General features: G+C 44.1%; 16 protein-coding genes. 9 read left to right on the top strand and 7 right to left on the bottom strand.

Annotated elements, in window-relative coordinates; genetic code table 11:
* Positions 1-7: 7 nt before the first annotated feature.
* The gene (locus tag ACT6R0_RS04400; RefSeq protein ID WP_444651654.1) at positions 8-199 is read right to left on the bottom strand and encodes a hypothetical protein; all 192 of its coding nucleotides are present in this window, start codon (positions 197-199) and stop codon (positions 8-10) included.
* Between the two features lie 234 nt (positions 200-433).
* On the opposite strand from ACT6R0_RS04400, the gene ACT6R0_RS04395 reads away from it, so the two are divergent.
* Positions 434-1,645: a DUF763 domain-containing protein gene (locus ACT6R0_RS04395; RefSeq protein ID WP_444651652.1), complete on the top strand. Its 1,212-nt coding sequence runs from the start codon at positions 434-436 to the stop codon at positions 1,643-1,645.
* Here ACT6R0_RS04395 and ACT6R0_RS04390 read toward each other — a convergent pair.
* Positions 1,631-3,187, bottom strand: a complete 1,557-nt coding sequence (locus tag ACT6R0_RS04390) for a DEAD/DEAH box helicase (protein WP_444651651.1) — start codon at positions 3,185-3,187, stop codon at positions 1,631-1,633. The two genes, ACT6R0_RS04395 and ACT6R0_RS04390, sit on opposite strands and share 15 nt — an antisense overlap.
* Before the next feature lie 141 nt (positions 3,188-3,328).
* Between ACT6R0_RS04390 and nfi the strand changes: the two genes are divergently transcribed.
* Positions 3,329-4,051 (top strand): deoxyribonuclease V, encoded by a 723-nt coding sequence (gene nfi / locus ACT6R0_RS04385; protein ID WP_444651649.1) that lies wholly within the window; start codon positions 3,329-3,331, stop codon positions 4,049-4,051.
* Between the two features lie 80 nt (positions 4,052-4,131).
* Here the strand turns inward: nfi and ACT6R0_RS04380 are convergent, their stop codons facing one another.
* Positions 4,132-4,644, bottom strand: a complete 513-nt coding sequence (locus ACT6R0_RS04380) for a DUF6155 family protein (protein ID WP_444651647.1) — start codon at positions 4,642-4,644, stop codon at positions 4,132-4,134.
* Positions 4,645-4,768: 124 nt separating this feature from the next.
* On the opposite strand from ACT6R0_RS04380, the gene ACT6R0_RS04375 reads away from it, so the two are divergent.
* The 3 genes from ACT6R0_RS04375 (at position 4,769) to ACT6R0_RS04365 (ending at position 6,953) form a co-directional block, all read left to right on the top strand.
* Entirely contained in the window at positions 4,769-5,140 is a 372-nt protein-coding gene (locus ACT6R0_RS04375; RefSeq protein ID WP_444651645.1) for a hypothetical protein, read from the top strand.
* Between the two features lie 280 nt (positions 5,141-5,420).
* Positions 5,421-5,708: a DUF3817 domain-containing protein gene (locus ACT6R0_RS04370; RefSeq protein ID WP_444651643.1), complete on the top strand. Its 288-nt coding sequence runs from the start codon at positions 5,421-5,423 to the stop codon at positions 5,706-5,708.
* Entirely contained in the window at positions 5,709-6,953 is a 1,245-nt protein-coding gene (locus ACT6R0_RS04365; RefSeq protein WP_444651641.1) for a mechanosensitive ion channel family protein, read from the top strand.
* A 60-nt stretch (positions 6,954-7,013) separates the two neighbouring features.
* On the opposite strand, the gene ACT6R0_RS04360 is transcribed toward ACT6R0_RS04365, so the two are convergent.
* The 3 genes from ACT6R0_RS04360 to ACT6R0_RS04350 form a co-directional block, all read right to left on the bottom strand.
* Positions 7,014-7,736 carry a 3-ketoacyl-ACP reductase gene (locus tag ACT6R0_RS04360; RefSeq protein ID WP_444651639.1) on the bottom strand — a complete coding sequence of 241 codons (723 nt, stop codon included), beginning with the start codon at positions 7,734-7,736 and terminating at the stop codon, positions 7,014-7,016.
* A gap of 30 nt (positions 7,737-7,766) precedes the next feature.
* Positions 7,767-8,159 carry an acyl-CoA thioesterase gene (locus tag ACT6R0_RS04355; protein WP_444651637.1) on the bottom strand — a complete coding sequence of 131 codons (393 nt, stop codon included), beginning with the start codon at positions 8,157-8,159 and terminating at the stop codon, positions 7,767-7,769.
* A gap of 409 nt (positions 8,160-8,568) precedes the next feature.
* A complete protein-coding gene (locus ACT6R0_RS04350) occupies positions 8,569-10,545 on the bottom strand; it encodes an alpha-ketoacid dehydrogenase subunit alpha/beta (protein ID WP_444651635.1) in 1,977 nt (658 codons plus the stop codon).
* Between the two features lie 135 nt (positions 10,546-10,680).
* Here ACT6R0_RS04350 and ACT6R0_RS04345 point away from each other — a divergent pair, with 135 nt between their 5' ends.
* Both ACT6R0_RS04345 and ACT6R0_RS04340 read left to right on the top strand, forming a co-directional pair.
* Positions 10,681-11,919 carry a PIN domain-containing protein gene (locus ACT6R0_RS04345; RefSeq protein WP_444651633.1) on the top strand — a complete coding sequence of 413 codons (1,239 nt, stop codon included), beginning with the start codon at positions 10,681-10,683 and terminating at the stop codon, positions 11,917-11,919.
* A gap of 62 nt (positions 11,920-11,981) precedes the next feature.
* The gene (locus tag ACT6R0_RS04340; protein WP_444667363.1) at positions 11,982-12,461 is read left to right on the top strand and encodes a DUF695 domain-containing protein; all 480 of its coding nucleotides are present in this window, start codon (positions 11,982-11,984) and stop codon (positions 12,459-12,461) included.
* Between the two features lie 100 nt (positions 12,462-12,561).
* Here the strand turns inward: ACT6R0_RS04340 and ACT6R0_RS04335 are convergent, their stop codons facing one another.
* Positions 12,562-12,900 carry a hypothetical protein gene (locus ACT6R0_RS04335; protein WP_444651630.1) on the bottom strand — a complete coding sequence of 113 codons (339 nt, stop codon included), beginning with the start codon at positions 12,898-12,900 and terminating at the stop codon, positions 12,562-12,564.
* Between the two features lie 162 nt (positions 12,901-13,062).
* Here ACT6R0_RS04335 and ACT6R0_RS04330 point away from each other — a divergent pair, with 162 nt between their 5' ends.
* Both ACT6R0_RS04330 and ACT6R0_RS04325 read left to right on the top strand, forming a co-directional pair.
* Positions 13,063-13,662 (top strand): hypothetical protein, encoded by a 600-nt coding sequence (locus ACT6R0_RS04330; RefSeq protein ID WP_444651629.1) that lies wholly within the window; start codon positions 13,063-13,065, stop codon positions 13,660-13,662.
* Positions 13,663-13,671: 9 nt separating this feature from the next.
* The gene (locus tag ACT6R0_RS04325) at positions 13,672-14,079 is read left to right on the top strand and encodes a DUF1801 domain-containing protein (RefSeq protein ID WP_444651627.1); all 408 of its coding nucleotides are present in this window, start codon (positions 13,672-13,674) and stop codon (positions 14,077-14,079) included.
* Positions 14,080-14,125: the final 46 nt, after the last annotated feature.

Below are 14,125 nucleotides of genomic sequence, written 5' to 3'. Positions count from 1 at the left end.
TAAATTCTTAGAAAAATAGTACCATGCTTATCTCATTAAGCTTTGTGAGCCTGAGATTGGTCTTTAAAAGGTTTTTTAACAGGAGGCTGCAGGACAGTTCCTCCTCTTTTACTTCTTTTTCAAATTCAGATACAGCATCCTGATAGGACACACTATTGTATGCATTCAGGCTGTTGTCATGTGTAATTGTACGTTCCATGGCATTATAATTTGTATAGGTTAACAGGCGTTTTATGTTTTCCTAAATTACTCACTTTAATTGTAAGTATCGCACAATTTAGTATTAAATAAATGCCAAATATTCCACACTCAGCATACAATTGACATACAGTGCATTATGAAAAACATATCTATAAGTCCATCAATATCGACTATTTGAGAATAAATCAGTCAATGATATTATTTTCATATATTTGTTGAAAATAATTTAACAATGAAGCGTTCCGGTTCTGCCGACCTCCCTCTGCACGGAGGGCAGGTCCCCCCTTGGCTTTCCGAAAGAATGGCAAAGCTCGGACTGGCCATCGTCGAAACTATTGCAATGGAATTTTCTACGTCGGATGTCATTAGCAAACTCGCCAACCCTTTCTGGTTCCAGAGTTTCGGTGCAGTAATGGGTATGGACTGGCATTCTTCGGGCATTACTACGTCAGTCCTCGGTGCCCTCAAACGATCGGTAAATCCCCACGCGAAGGAATTAGGGATCTACATTTGCGGTGGTAAGGGAAAACATTCCATGAAAACCCCTGACGAACTGTTGTCGGTAGGCAATAGCACCGGACTTAACGGCTCTGAACTTGCCGGGCTGAGCAGGCTTACCGCTAAAGTAGATAATACCGCGATACAGGACGGCTTCCAATTATACCAGCATAATTTTATTGTGAATGCCAAAGGTGACTGGTGTGTGATACAACAGGGAATGAACAATGCTACAGGTACAGCGCGCCGTTATCATTGGCATAGCGAAAACCTCAAGTCATTCGTTAATGAGCCACATACCTTTATTTATGGCGAAGATCGAGGAAAGATCCTCAACCTTACCGCCGCAGAAGCTGCTTCAACACGCGAAAAGTCCTTGCTGATAGCCAATGAGCATCCTGAAAGGATACTTAGAGAATTGAACCACCTGAAAATGCCCGACCACCACGATGTAAGAATGAAGGATGTCAACATGAAGCGCCTGGGTGCGATGCTTTGGCTGGCACATGAGAACAAACCCGAAGATTTTGAAGGGCTATTGATGCTTAAAGGAATGGGGCCGAGGACCATACAATCGATAGCATTGGTAAGCGAAGTGATCTACGGCACCCCGACCCGTTTTAACGATCCCGCACGTTTTTCTTTTGCACATGGCGGAAAGGATGGCCATCCTTTTCCTGTTCCCATAAAAGTTTTCGATGAGACCATAGCAATGCTGCAAACAGCGATACACAGGGCCAAGATCGGGAATGGCGATAAAATGCAGGCCATAAAAAAGCTCTCAGAATTGTCATGGGAGGCTGAGAAAGATTTTACGCCCAATGATAATTTCGACGCGCTTATCCAAAAGGAACGCGATGAGTCTTATAAATATGGTGGGCGCACTATATTCGGTGAAGCAAAACCTCCAAAAGGAAATGAAGGCTATCAGCTACAGCTTTTTTAATTCAATAGGCTGCTCATCATCCTCACCCTCTTTGAATTTATGGAAGATGCGGCCGATCATTACAATTAGCCGGTTCTTATAATCCTCGATAAGCCATTCGCGGTAGTTCTTAGTGGTTTTGGATAGCAGCTTTGCATATTTCTTTACGCGGTATTCCACGTCGCCATCAAGCAGTTTGGCCAGCTTTCGGGCTTCGGATACCGTTTCAGAGTTCTCGATGCACATGAACGCGTGCTGGCGGATGGAATGCTCGATCACTACCTTTGGCTTTTCCCTTTGCTCATCTACAGCTTTACGGTACTCTTCTTCAACGTCAAAGGTAACATCAAGTGTTTTGCCAAATTTGGCACGCACCTCCTCGGTCATGCTGTATACGTGGTAGCTTTCTATCTCGGCATCGGTACGGATGTTCTCCAGGAACTGCTCGGGGTTTTTAAAGATGTACTGCCAGTCTATCGGGTCGCTCCACAGGCCGAAACGCTGCGCATTATTGCCCAGGTCGATCACCGTGAATATATCTTTGCCGGGCAGCTTTCGCGAGCCGCGGCCTATCATCTGGAAGTAAAGCGTAAGTGAGCGTGTGGCCCTGTTGAGTATAATGGCCTCTACCGTTGGCTCGTCGAACCCGGTGGTAAGTATGGAAACCGATGTAAGTATCGCATCGGGTGTTTTATGGAACCAGCTTAGTATCTTCTTACGTTCAATATCCGGCGTTCGGTTGTCGAGGTGCTTAATGGGTAACCCGGCCGCCTTGAATGTTTCGTATACATACAGCGATGTATTGATACCGTTGTTGAAAATGAGGGTTTTCTTTCCTTTGGCTCGCGCTTCATACGACTGCACCAGCAGGTCCTGCATGGAGGAACGAGAATACAATTCGTCGGAAGAGCTTACGGTATAGTCGCCGTTGATACCGAGCTTCAGTGACGTAAGTTCTACATCATATCCATACATCACAGCCCTTGCCAGGTAACTTTTGTTAATAAGTGACTGTATCGGCTCACCCACTATCAGCTCATTGTAGGTCTCGTACATGGGCAATTCGATGTTAGAGCTGAGCGGTGTAGCGGTAACGCCAAGGAATAGTGAATTCTTGAAATAGGTGAACAGCTTGCGGAAGGAGTTGTAGTGCGCTTCGTCGACGATCACAAGGCCAACATAATCCATATGGAATTTCTTATCCTTGAGGCGGTTGTTGAGGGTCTCTACCATCGCCACATAACAGTCAAATTCATTGTGGTTGGGCAGGTCTTTTACGGCACTGTCAATGATGGTATTGGTCACGCCAAAGCTCTTGAGCATGGCCGATGTCTGCTTGCTCAGCTCGATACGGTGGGTAAGCACAAGTACTTTTCGATCATACTTTGCAACAAAGCGGCGCGCTATCTCAGAGAATATCACGGTCTTGCCGCCTCCTGTAGGTAATTGGTACAATAAGTGATAGTTGTCGGGCTTCCCTTCAAACTTTTCAAAAATCGCATCGATATCTTCCTGCTGATAATGGTACAGCTCTTTCCTGTCCTCCGCCTCGTCTCTTTCCATGTGTAGTGTCAATCCCCAAAAATATATATTTACCCTGATTTAATTGTTTAGGAAATCATAAAGATTATTATAAAATTATTTTTGAAGCAAAGATCTTCGAACGAGGTTATTATTCAGCTAATTATAACTAAATTTACAAAAATGAAGGAGGTAATTATGCTGAATTATGACGAGACTTCAATACCCGAAGCCACCGAAATACAGAACGAGATGCGCCACCGCGTTTCGCTGATAACCGAAAATAAAAAAATAACCACAATAGCAGGCGGCGACATTTCGCACAATAAAGATAGTGATACGGTATATGCCGGCATTGTGGTACTCTCCTATCCCGATATGCAGCTCCTCTCCTATTCCCTGGTGATCGGCGAAACCAAATTTCCCTACGTACCACAATACCTTGGCTTCCGCGAAGTGCCCGCATTGCTGAAGGCCTGGGAGCAGCTGCCGCAAAAACCCGACCTCATTGTCCTCGATGGGCAGGGTGTAACCCATCCCCGGAGAATGGGGATCGCATCGCATTTTGGGGTATTGGCCGGCCATGCCGCGATAGGGTGCGCTAAGAACATGCTGTTCGGGAACTATGCCCCGCTCGGCCTCGACAGGATGAGCATGAGCCCCATATCCAGCTATAACGAAGTGATGGGATATGCACTGCGAACCAAGACCGGCGTAAAGCCCGTTTACATTTCGCCCGGGCATAAGGTCTCTGTGCCCGACAGCCTTGCCATTATGGAGAAATGCGTACTGAAGCACCGCATCCCCGAGCCCACGCGCATTGCCCATGAAAAAGTAAATCTGTTCAGGGTAGGAAAATTAAAGGAAGGGTATTATGAGGAGAATGTTCAGGGATTACTGTTTTAAGCCCCTAACCCACAAAGGGGGAACTCCAATCGATCCTTTAAAGCAACGGTGGCAAATCCATCCTTTGGGGGATAGAAGGCTTACTCATAGTTATCCCATATCCTTTCGAACTCCATCCTGTTCTCCCAATATTGGCGTAATGCTTCGTCCTTAACGGCGGCAATGCGGTCTTTGAAGTTAGTGTCCATACCATTTACAGCTACATAGTCGACCACCTGTTTATAAGAGTTAAGTATGCTTTTATAAAAGGATGAGTATTTTAGCTCGCGCTTTGCCGAGTATTTTTGGGCGGTCTCAATATTAAAGAGCATAATATCCGCCACAACATAAGGATCCACGCCAAGGCTAAGGAAATGCTTGATGTACTTTTGAGCGGTCGATCGTCGCAGCTTGGGTCGTTTACCCTTTATGGGAAAGTACTCATTGGCTATTTTAAGCTTGGCTTCCTGCTCCAGCTTATCCTCTTTGGGGTTAAATACAAAGTCGTAATATTGCTTTACATCGCCAAACTTTTCGTACAATGCCAAAAGTTGTTCTTCAAGTTCTTGTTTAGGCAGCGATGCCAGGTATTTTTTAAGGTCGCGTTTACTCATAAGTGTTTCAAAATTACGGGTAAATTTTAAAGCTTACAATAAATTGAAAAAAAGATGTGGGAAAAACAGATAAAGTGCTATTTTTGCAGTCCTGAAACAAAGTCAAAAACTAAACAACAGAATAGTGGAAAATCCGAGTGCACAAAAACTGATCCATAAGATACAGCTCGACCTGTTCAAAAAAGGTTTTGATGTCGATATCCTTGTGGCCGACCTGAAAAAACTACGTGATTACTCAATGGAAGAACAAAATCCGGTGCTTACCAAGGCATTGCGCCTTACCTACGAGCATCTTGAGCAAAACGGAGCCTTCCTTATCCCGATCCCTGATGATGAGCCTGTAGACGAAGAAACAGAACTTGTAGCGGGCGAAGCTGCAGCGAACGAGAACAACCTAGAAAGCCTTGACTACCTGCTTTCCCTGTTCACCGACCTTACCAAGAAGAACAACCTTCTCGACCTTAAGGAATACAACAAGGCATTCCTGGCTTTTTAAGAATTCAAATTTACCGTTATATAATTAGGAAAGCTGTTTGGAAACGAACAGCTTTTTTTTGTTTATATAAATGAAAAAAAGCTGTTTGGAAACGAACAGCTTTTTTTTGTTTATATAAATGAAAAACTATGGTTCGGATGTATACGGATCTATTATTAGCGTTTGGATCTGATAATGGACTTTTATCAATTTAACAGAGAAGCAAAATATTCAAATTAACATTTTTAGATATGTGATATCCGCGTCCCATTAATCTTTACCTTTGCAAAAATTTTATTAAATGATACGTATCTTTAAGATCATAGCTTTACTTGAGGGTATTTCGGCCCTTGTACTTTTCTTTTTTGCCATGCCGCTAAAATACATTTGGGACAACCCAGAATATATCCGTCCTGTAGGAATGGCACATGGTGTACTGTTCACCATCTATATCGTTTTTGCAACAATGCTGAAGTTTGAGGAGAAATGGCCCTGGAAAAAATACATCATCATTTGCCTGGCTTCCATCCCTCCTTTCGGGACCTTCATCATGGAGCGTAAATATTTCGGTTCGACGGCAAATTCGTAAATGGAACTTTTCAACTGGGCATATAAGGTATTTAAGAATATTGGCTTTGGCCATACCATGGCGCTTTATGGCAATCTGGCAATTAACATCATTGTGCTTGCCGTTATCGCCATTATACTGGACAAGATCTTTAAAAAAGTGCTGGTCGTGGCACTTTCCATTGTCGCCCGCCGGACCAAGACCACCTTTGACGATTTCTTGGTTGAGAACAAAACCGCAAAGTATGTTGCCCATCTCATTCCGTTGTACTTTATATATAAAACACTTCCTGTAATACTTGAGGATTTTATTTACTGGGAGAAAATGATCTCGAAGGGTACGACCATATCCATTATCCTGTTAAGCCTTTGGATAATAAGAAGTATTTTCAATGCCCTGAAAGACTACCTCAAGATCCAGCCGGAATATAACGACAAACCAATAGACAGCTATATCCAGGTGATCATGATCATCCTGTGGATATTTGCGGTCACGGCTATGGTACTGATACTGTTCAATACTACCATAGGCGCATTGTTAGGTACTTTTGGAGCCATATCTGCTATCATCATCCTTATTTTTAAGGATACCATACTCGGGTTCGTAGCCAGCATACAGGTAACCGTCAACGATATTGTTCGCATAGGCGACTGGATCACCATGGAAAAATTCGGTGCCGACGGCTATGTGATCGAGATCAACCTGGCCACGGTAAAGGTGCAGAACTTCGATCACACCACGACTACCGTACCTACGTACAGCCTGATCTCCGACTCGTTCAGGAATTGGCGCGGGATGGTAGATTCGGGTGGGCGGCGCATCAAAAGGCATATCCTGATAAAGGCCAACACCGTGCGGTTCGTACACCGTGATGAGATCGCCGACCTAAGCAAGATACATCTAATTGCCGATTACCTGAAAGGCCGACAGGCCGATATCGACAAATGGAACAGCGAGCATAATGTTGATAAATCTTTATCTATCAATGGACGTAACCTCACTAATCTGGGTATCTTCCGCAAGTATATCAATAGCTATATCGAGACACACCCGGGAGCCAACAAGGACCTGACCATCATGTGCCGCCACCTCCAGCCTACCGAAAAAGGCATCCCTATCGAGATCTACCTTTTCACTTCCGATAAGCGCTGGCTGAACTATGAATACATCATGGCCGATATCTTTGATCATATCATCGCTTCTGTGGCATATTTTGGGTTGGAGATCTTTGAACTGCCTACGGGCAAGGGATACATGGAAGAATAATGATCTCCTCATAAAAACAAAGCCCGGAACATGGTCAGTTTCGGGCTTTGTGTTTTATGCTTATGGATTAGTTGACCAAAGGCTCACATCTTTCACCATAGCTCTTCGCGGCAGTCTTAAATGCCCTACCAAAAGCTCTGCAAAGTCTTCCGGCTGCAGTGTCGTTTCGGGGTTGCCGTCAGTAAGGTTAAGGTCTTTCGCCATATCGGTAGAAATGGTGCTTGGGGTCATGGTAAATACCCTGATATTATCTTTCCTCACTTCCTGCATCAGCGATTCCGACATTCCTATAAGCCCGAACTTCGAGGCACTGTAAGCACTTGTTAGCGGAGCGCCCTTCAATCCCGCGCTGGATGAAATATTGACAATATCCCCGCTCCTGCGTTCCTTCATTTCCGGCAATACGGCACGGGTAGCATAATAGGCGCCAAAAACATTGGTTTTAATGATGTTCTCCCATTCGGCTACGCTCAGGTCAAGGAACTTGCCAAACTTGCCTACACCGGCGTTATTCACCAGGATGTCGATCGCTCCCAACTCTTTTTTTATTGCTTCGATCGCACCTGTCAACTGTGCATTATCCGTAATGTCCGCTATTGCATAAACCACTTTTATTTCGGCATTTAGCTTTCTGGCTTCTTCGGCGACAGCCTGAAGGTCGGCTTCTGTCCTTGCGATAAGCCCAAGGTTTACGCTGTTTTTGGCGAGTTCTACAGCAATGGCTTTACCAAGCCCTTTTCCGGCACCGGTTATGATAGCCGACTGCCCGTTTAAATTCTCCATATTTGAAATTTATATTTAGATGTTCTTTGTTTAAGGTTTTAGTATCCTGTCCTTGACATACTCTATCCTGGTTTTGCCATGCGCTGAAGGACGTCCGAAACTATCCAGGTTGACCATCGTAATGTTATCTACCGTGATGATCTTTTCCTGTGTCATTTTATTGCGGACCTCCGAGCGCAGCACCAGCGATGTCTTCCCGAAGCGCACTACATCGATGCCTATCTCAATGATGTCACCCTGCTTTGCCGAGCTCATGAAGTTTATCTCGGACATGTGTTTCGTTACTATCCTTTGGTTCTCTAATTGTATGATGGAATAGAGCGCAGCCTCCTCATCTATCCAGGCCAGCAGCTTGCCGCCAAATAATGTACCGTTAGGATTCAGGTCTTCGGGTTTTACCCATTTACGTGTATGGAATCTCATAGCTAAGTTTTGTAAGGCTAAAATTACGATATATGTGTGGGCAATGCTAATTTGCGGAAGGTTTTAACCGAAAACCATTTCGCTTGCAACACTACCGACATCGTAAATTTTCGCTACACAAATTTACCAAATAAGCCAAGGCTTTCTGAACCCTTACTAATGATTTTGCTTATAGTTGTATTAATGATTATGCAAAGGGACGAAAAGAATACTCGATACCGATATTTGTCGTAACGCAAAGTTTTGATTACTTCAACACGATTATAGGGTATAGTGCAGCTGCTCCCCTCTCCTTCGGAGAGGGGTCGGGGGTGAGGACAAAAAAACCACACAGCCCTAAGACTGTGTGGATCTATAATTATGTGATGCGCTTCAAATAACCAGGTCAACGCATCAACCTATAAACTTTCTAATAAGCCATTAGCTCCTTAAGCGCTCCTTCAAAGCGTCCTTTAGACAAATACTGATCTTCCAGCGCCTTGGTGAACGGTATCGCGCTCTCGAGGCTGCCTACGCGTTTTACAGGGCCGTCAAGGTATTCGAAACACTGCTCCATGATCATGGCCGAGATGTCGCTGGCTACACCGCCAAACAGCGAGTCTTCCTGTAGTATGATCACCTTGCCGGTATTCTTAACCGACCTGAATATCGTTTCCGTATCAAGCGGCTGCAGTGTACGCAGGTCAATAAGGTCGGCTTTGATGTCAGGGTTTTTATCTAATGTTTCCAATGCCCAGTGCACGCCCGCGCCAAAGGTGATCACCGTTACGTCCTCCCCTTCCCTGAGCATTGCTGCCTGGCCAAATGGAATGGTGTAGTAATCCTTAGGCACGTCCTGGTAGGCACTGCGGTATAATGCTTTGTGCTCAAAGAACATCACCGGGTTCGGGTCGTTGATGGCAGTCGCCAAAAGGCCTTTAGCATCATACGGGAACGCCGGGTACACCACCTTGAGGCCGGGGGTTTTGGTAAACCACGCCTCATTGGTCTGTGAGTGGAACGGCCCCGCCTGTACGCCCGCCCCGCAAGGCATGCGCACCACCACGTCGGCGTTTTCCTGCCAGCGGTAATGCACCTTTGCAAGGTAGTTCACGATCGGGTTAAAGCCCGTCGACACGAAGTCAGCGAACTGCATTTCGATAACCGACTTTACGCCGTTGATCGAAAGCCCCATACCTGCCGACACTACGGCCGACTCACATATTGGGGTGTTGCGCACGCGCTCCTTGCCGAATTGTGCCACAAAGCCGTCGGTGATCTTGAACGCACCGCCATATTCGGCGATGTCCTGCCCCATGATCACGAGGTTCTCATGGCGCTCCATCGACTGCCTCAGCCCCTGCTGTATGGCATCGATCATGCGTATATTTTCCGTTTCTGGTGAAGGGTTAACCTCTTCATGCTGATGCGGTTTGTAAACATCATTCAATTCTTCACTCAAACTGGCTTCTATGGCCGGTTCGGCAGAAGCCTGCTGGTAGTTCTCGTCGATCTCCTTCTTGAGTTCGGCACGGATGGCAGCGTCGGCATCGTCGGTCAGCACGCCTTCGGCTTTCAGGAACTGGCGGTAATTCTCCACCGGATCCTTCACGGCCCAGGCATCCATCAGCTCCTGCGGCACGTACTTTGTACCACTCGCCTCCTCGTGCCCGCGCATCCTGAACGTCTTGAACTCCAGCAGCACCGGGCGTGGGTTTTCGCGCATCGAGGTGGCCAGTTCCTCCAGTTTGGTATACACCTCCAGCATATTATTACCGTCAATGATGTGCGACTCCATGCCATAGCCTATACCTTTGTCAGCCAGGTTCTCGCAGCGGTACTGCTCGTTGGTCGGGGTCGAAAGGCCGTAGCCGTTATTCTCGATGATGAACATCACCGGAAGTTCCCACACAGCGGCAATGTTGAGCGCCTCGTGGAAATCGCCCTCGCTGGTAGCGCCCTCGCCGGTAAACACCGCAGTCACCTTACCCTCCTTGCGGAGCTTGTGCGCCAGCGCGATACCGTCGGCAACGCCAAGCTGCGGGCCCAGGTGCGATATCATCCCGATGATCTTGTACTCCTGCGTACCGAAGTGGAACGAGCGGTCGCGGCCCTTGGTAAAGCCGTTGGCCTTGCCCTGCCACTGCGAGAACAGGCGGTACAGCGGGATGTCGCGGCCCGTGAACACGCCCAGGTTACGGTGCATGGGGAGGATGTATTCGTCCCTGTGCAGCACAGCGGCAACGCCCACCGAGATGGCCTCCTGCCCTATGCCGGAGAACCATTTGGAAACTTTGCCCTGGCGGATGAGGATGAGCATCTTCTCCTCAATGAGCCTCGGTTTTAATAATTTGGTATATAGATCGAGTAATTTGTCGTCGGATAAGTGTTTTCTATCGAAATTCATCGCTGTTTTTTGAATAATCGTTAAAGCAGGTCAAAAGTAATAAAATAACAGGAAGTAGGTAAAAATGTTATGGGAATTTATTTTTGTGCGAAATGTTAAAGAATTTTTTGTAGGTTTACTTTTAAATGATAATAAATGACTATCGCATATCTTGACAGCAATATTTATAGACAATTAGGTTTAAATTTTGCAGATAATGTTGATTATAAAAATTTGGCAAACATCCTGGAGACATCCGGTAATGAATTTGGTTTACTCGAAGTTGTTTATTCTGAATTATTAGATTACTACGAAAACGATATACTACATTCTTTGACTTTTGAACATGAGAAAATAGTTAAGCGCTGGCTGACGAATCCATATTTACCTCCCGAAGATGTTCCTGTAATCAAATTAGACATGAAACCTGTACTTGCTAACATAGCAAATACGCTCAAGGCTAATAAGCTATTTTCCGAACTTCATCTTGTAAATCCAAATTTGCTATTAGAATTTCTATTAAACAATAAACGTAATAATAGAAAAGATAATACTAGAGACTTTTTAATCTTGTATTCCATAATTAATTATTGCCAAAAAAATCAAGAAGACTATGTCGTCTTAATCTCGCAAGATGATATTTTCATTAAAAATGAATATTTTAAAGCTTTACTCACTCGTAAGCAAATTGGCAACTTCAGAGTCTTTTCGTCAATTACTGACTTTATTAAAGACTTCGGCCCCAAATTAGATTTTATAGATGAAGAGTTCGTCTTGCAGTTTATTGACCAAAACTTTATTAAAAGTCAGTTAATGGAAAATATAAAATGTCTGCCGTCTTATATAAGTAACTTTTATTTCAGCACTAAAGAAGATGATATTCCCGAGTTAAAACAGTTGGATATATTAAAAGTTAGTGTAAACGATTTTTACGTTGTCAAGAACTACAATACAGAACAACTTAATATTACTGTAAGTTTGAGAGTTAAAGTTAGTGCTATTTTTCAGCCCGAAAGGAATATAAAAGAGCTAGAAAATTATTTAGGTGCGATTGACGAGTCAAGTTTATCAAAGTACTCAAATACATTTGACAAAGAATATCGCCCAATATTCGATAACGAGATATTATTTATAATAGGAGGTAAAGTTGATGAAGAACAAAAAATAATTAGCGAATTATATCATATTGACTTTATCCCAGACTATTTCATATTGGACGAGTTAAAATCAAAAATTAACAACAATATTGCAGAAACAAAATTATCAATTTGTAAACATGAAGTAGATATTGACAACGGTTACTGGAAGAATTCAAGATATGGTGGTGGGCTTTCATGGCATTATAGATGCAAAAAGTGTATGATTGAATTTGACAGTGGCGATTTTTTTGATTGAACGTACTTCATACCCCGCTAGCGCGAGCTTCCACCTCTTGCGGGGCTGAGTGAGCAAGTTATATGAATACAAGAATACAATCAAAATACCTAGACATTATGGGACCTCTAAATATCCCTCCAGAAACTTTTAAACATTTTGTATTCGAAACTAGCGAAGGAAATATGAACGCATTGGTAAATATCGGATTAAAAAACTTTAAGCATCAAGACGTCTACCCTTACCACTTTTCGTTATATTTTAATATATCTGAGGAAACTTTAAGTGGTTTTCCCCAGCCTGATGAAATTGAACGAATATGGTGGTATCGAGAACATATAAGCGATATCATTAACGAACATCGGACATTTCCTCACGTGATCTTTTTGGCAAGAGTAGCACACGAGGGAATGATTGAACTTGTCTGGAGGGTAGCAGAACCTGATAAAGTTGAATTTTTCTTAGAGAGAACTTTGACCGATATTTTTTATTCCGCAGATTGGTTTCATAATCTGTATAACGATGAGGATTGGAATTTTGCCGACTTTTATCTCGAAGAGTAGCCAAAGTCCCGCTAGCACTAGCTTCCCGCCGGATTGGGTAAGCAATTTAACACGGCCAATCTTTACCGGTACAAGCCGGAAAACTCGCTACACATAGTATTTATAAGTGACCTATTAACTCTAATTCAAGTACTACGGCTTCTTTAAAATATTTGCTCTCTATACCTTTCAAGAAGCTATAATAACTTTCTCTTTCGTAAGTATCTAGTTCAGCGACAAAAGACTTATCGCGATGTTCTTCAAATATTTTCATCAATGTAATATTGAATTCTCTTCTATACTGGAAATACTTTTCATCGCTCGTATATTGAAGTTTTTCCCAATTCTCTATTTTACAAATTTCATACGGATGTGCTTTTTTGTATTTTGACAATTCATTCGCGTAAAGCTCAAATGCAGCGTTACAATCATTCTTCATTGATTCTAAAGTGTATGCCATAATTTTCAATTTTAGATTTACAAAGTAGGAAAATAATCAATCATTACACCATATTATTTTCACAATTACACTAAGGTTATTAACAGATTTACTAACTTTAGATGGTATAATTTTCACATCAAAAAATTACATACCTTAGCAACACCAACTAATCAATTCAACATGAAAAAATTCACTTTCCTCCTGTTGCTGGTTTCGTTTACCATGCAGGCAAAATTCTACACGGCAACGGTTCACTTTACTGATGGCACTTCCAGATCCGGGTTTGCCGAGGCGCCGGGCCATAAAGATTCCACACTAAAATTCAGGGCCTCCAAAGACGGCGATACCGAAAAGATCGAAAGCAGCCTCATCAGTACGGTCGACATTACTTTTGATAAAAAGACCGAAACATTCTTCTGTGTATATCCTGCGGTACAGACTAAAAAAGGCCCGAAGAAGGAAAGCAAGAAAAGATGGTTTGGCAGTGTATACCAGGGCAAGACCAACTTCCTGTACATCTCGCTGGAGGGTAACATAGCGACAAGCACGCCGGGAATGTACTACTACCTCCACACGCCGGGCGAGGACTACACGATCAGCTTCCTGTTCGAACTGTACGGCAACCAGAAAGTGGTGGGCGAAGAGAAAATGTACAAAAGAATGATCGAGGCCCATTTCCCTGACCGTTGCCCGGTTTTGGTGGAAAAAAGCAAGTCGGGAGCATTCAAGACCAAGGACATTAACGAAGTGATCGCTTTCTTTAAGGAAAACTGCGAGTAACAAGCGTTTATGAGCACCATCAACCAGATCGAAACTTATCTCGCTTCCCTCCCGCCTGCCAAACGCGCCGACATGGAGCAGCTACACGAACGCATTCTGCGAACATTGCCGGGATGCAGGCTATGGTTCCTGGATGGAAAGAATGACGAAGGCAAGGTGGTCTCCAATCCCAACATCGGCTATGGTGAGACGGCCATAAAGTACGCGGATGGTACGACACGGGAGTTTTACCGGATCGGACTTAGCGCCAACACGGTGGGCATATCAGTATACGTCATGGGCCTTGAGGATAAGGACCTTTTGCGAAATACCCTCAGCGACAGGCTGGGAAAGGCTACTGTGACGGGCTATTGCATAAAATTCAAAAAACTGGCGGATATCGATGTGGCCGTGCTGATGGAGGCCGTTGTGCTCTAATACCCGGTCCCTGCTTTCACGTTCGCTAATTTATGGCTATCTTAGT

Source organism: Flavobacterium sp. (assembly GCF_052437795.1).
Taxonomy (GTDB): Bacteria; Bacteroidota; Bacteroidia; order Flavobacteriales; family Flavobacteriaceae; genus Flavobacterium.
Note: the sequence above shows the minus strand (reverse complement) of the source record. Positions and strands in the feature narration are given on the sequence as shown.

Excerpts from the sequence above, each read along its gene's own strand:
- ACT6R0_RS04340 (WP_444667363.1), top strand. The coding sequence starts at position 11,982 with ATGAATACAAGAATACAATCAAAATACCTAGACATTATGGGACCTCTA.
- nfi (WP_444651649.1), top strand. The coding sequence starts at position 3,329 with ATGAAGGAGGTAATTATGCTGAATTATGACGAGACTTCAATACCCGAA.
- ACT6R0_RS04390 (WP_444651651.1), bottom strand. The coding sequence starts at position 3,187 with ATGGAAAGAGACGAGGCGGAGGACAGGAAAGAGCTGTACCATTATCAG.
- ACT6R0_RS04380 (WP_444651647.1), bottom strand. The coding sequence starts at position 4,644 with ATGAGTAAACGCGACCTTAAAAAATACCTGGCATCGCTGCCTAAACAA.
- ACT6R0_RS04350 (WP_444651635.1), bottom strand. The coding sequence starts at position 10,545 with ATGAATTTCGATAGAAAACACTTATCCGACGACAAATTACTCGATCTA.
- ACT6R0_RS04400 (WP_444651654.1), bottom strand. The coding sequence starts at position 199 with ATGGAACGTACAATTACACATGACAACAGCCTGAATGCATACAATAGT.
- ACT6R0_RS04330 (WP_444651629.1), top strand. The coding sequence starts at position 13,063 with ATGAAAAAATTCACTTTCCTCCTGTTGCTGGTTTCGTTTACCATGCAG.
- ACT6R0_RS04395 (WP_444651652.1), top strand. The coding sequence starts at position 434 with ATGAAGCGTTCCGGTTCTGCCGACCTCCCTCTGCACGGAGGGCAGGTC.
- ACT6R0_RS04335 (WP_444651630.1), bottom strand. The coding sequence starts at position 12,900 with ATGGCATACACTTTAGAATCAATGAAGAATGATTGTAACGCTGCATTT.
- ACT6R0_RS04355 (WP_444651637.1), bottom strand. The coding sequence starts at position 8,159 with ATGAGATTCCATACACGTAAATGGGTAAAACCCGAAGACCTGAATCCT.
- ACT6R0_RS04365 (WP_444651641.1), top strand. The coding sequence starts at position 5,709 with ATGGAACTTTTCAACTGGGCATATAAGGTATTTAAGAATATTGGCTTT.
- ACT6R0_RS04370 (WP_444651643.1), top strand. The coding sequence starts at position 5,421 with ATGATACGTATCTTTAAGATCATAGCTTTACTTGAGGGTATTTCGGCC.
- ACT6R0_RS04325 (WP_444651627.1), top strand. The coding sequence starts at position 13,672 with ATGAGCACCATCAACCAGATCGAAACTTATCTCGCTTCCCTCCCGCCT.
- ACT6R0_RS04360 (WP_444651639.1), bottom strand. The coding sequence starts at position 7,736 with ATGGAGAATTTAAACGGGCAGTCGGCTATCATAACCGGTGCCGGAAAA.
- ACT6R0_RS04345 (WP_444651633.1), top strand. The coding sequence starts at position 10,681 with ATGACTATCGCATATCTTGACAGCAATATTTATAGACAATTAGGTTTA.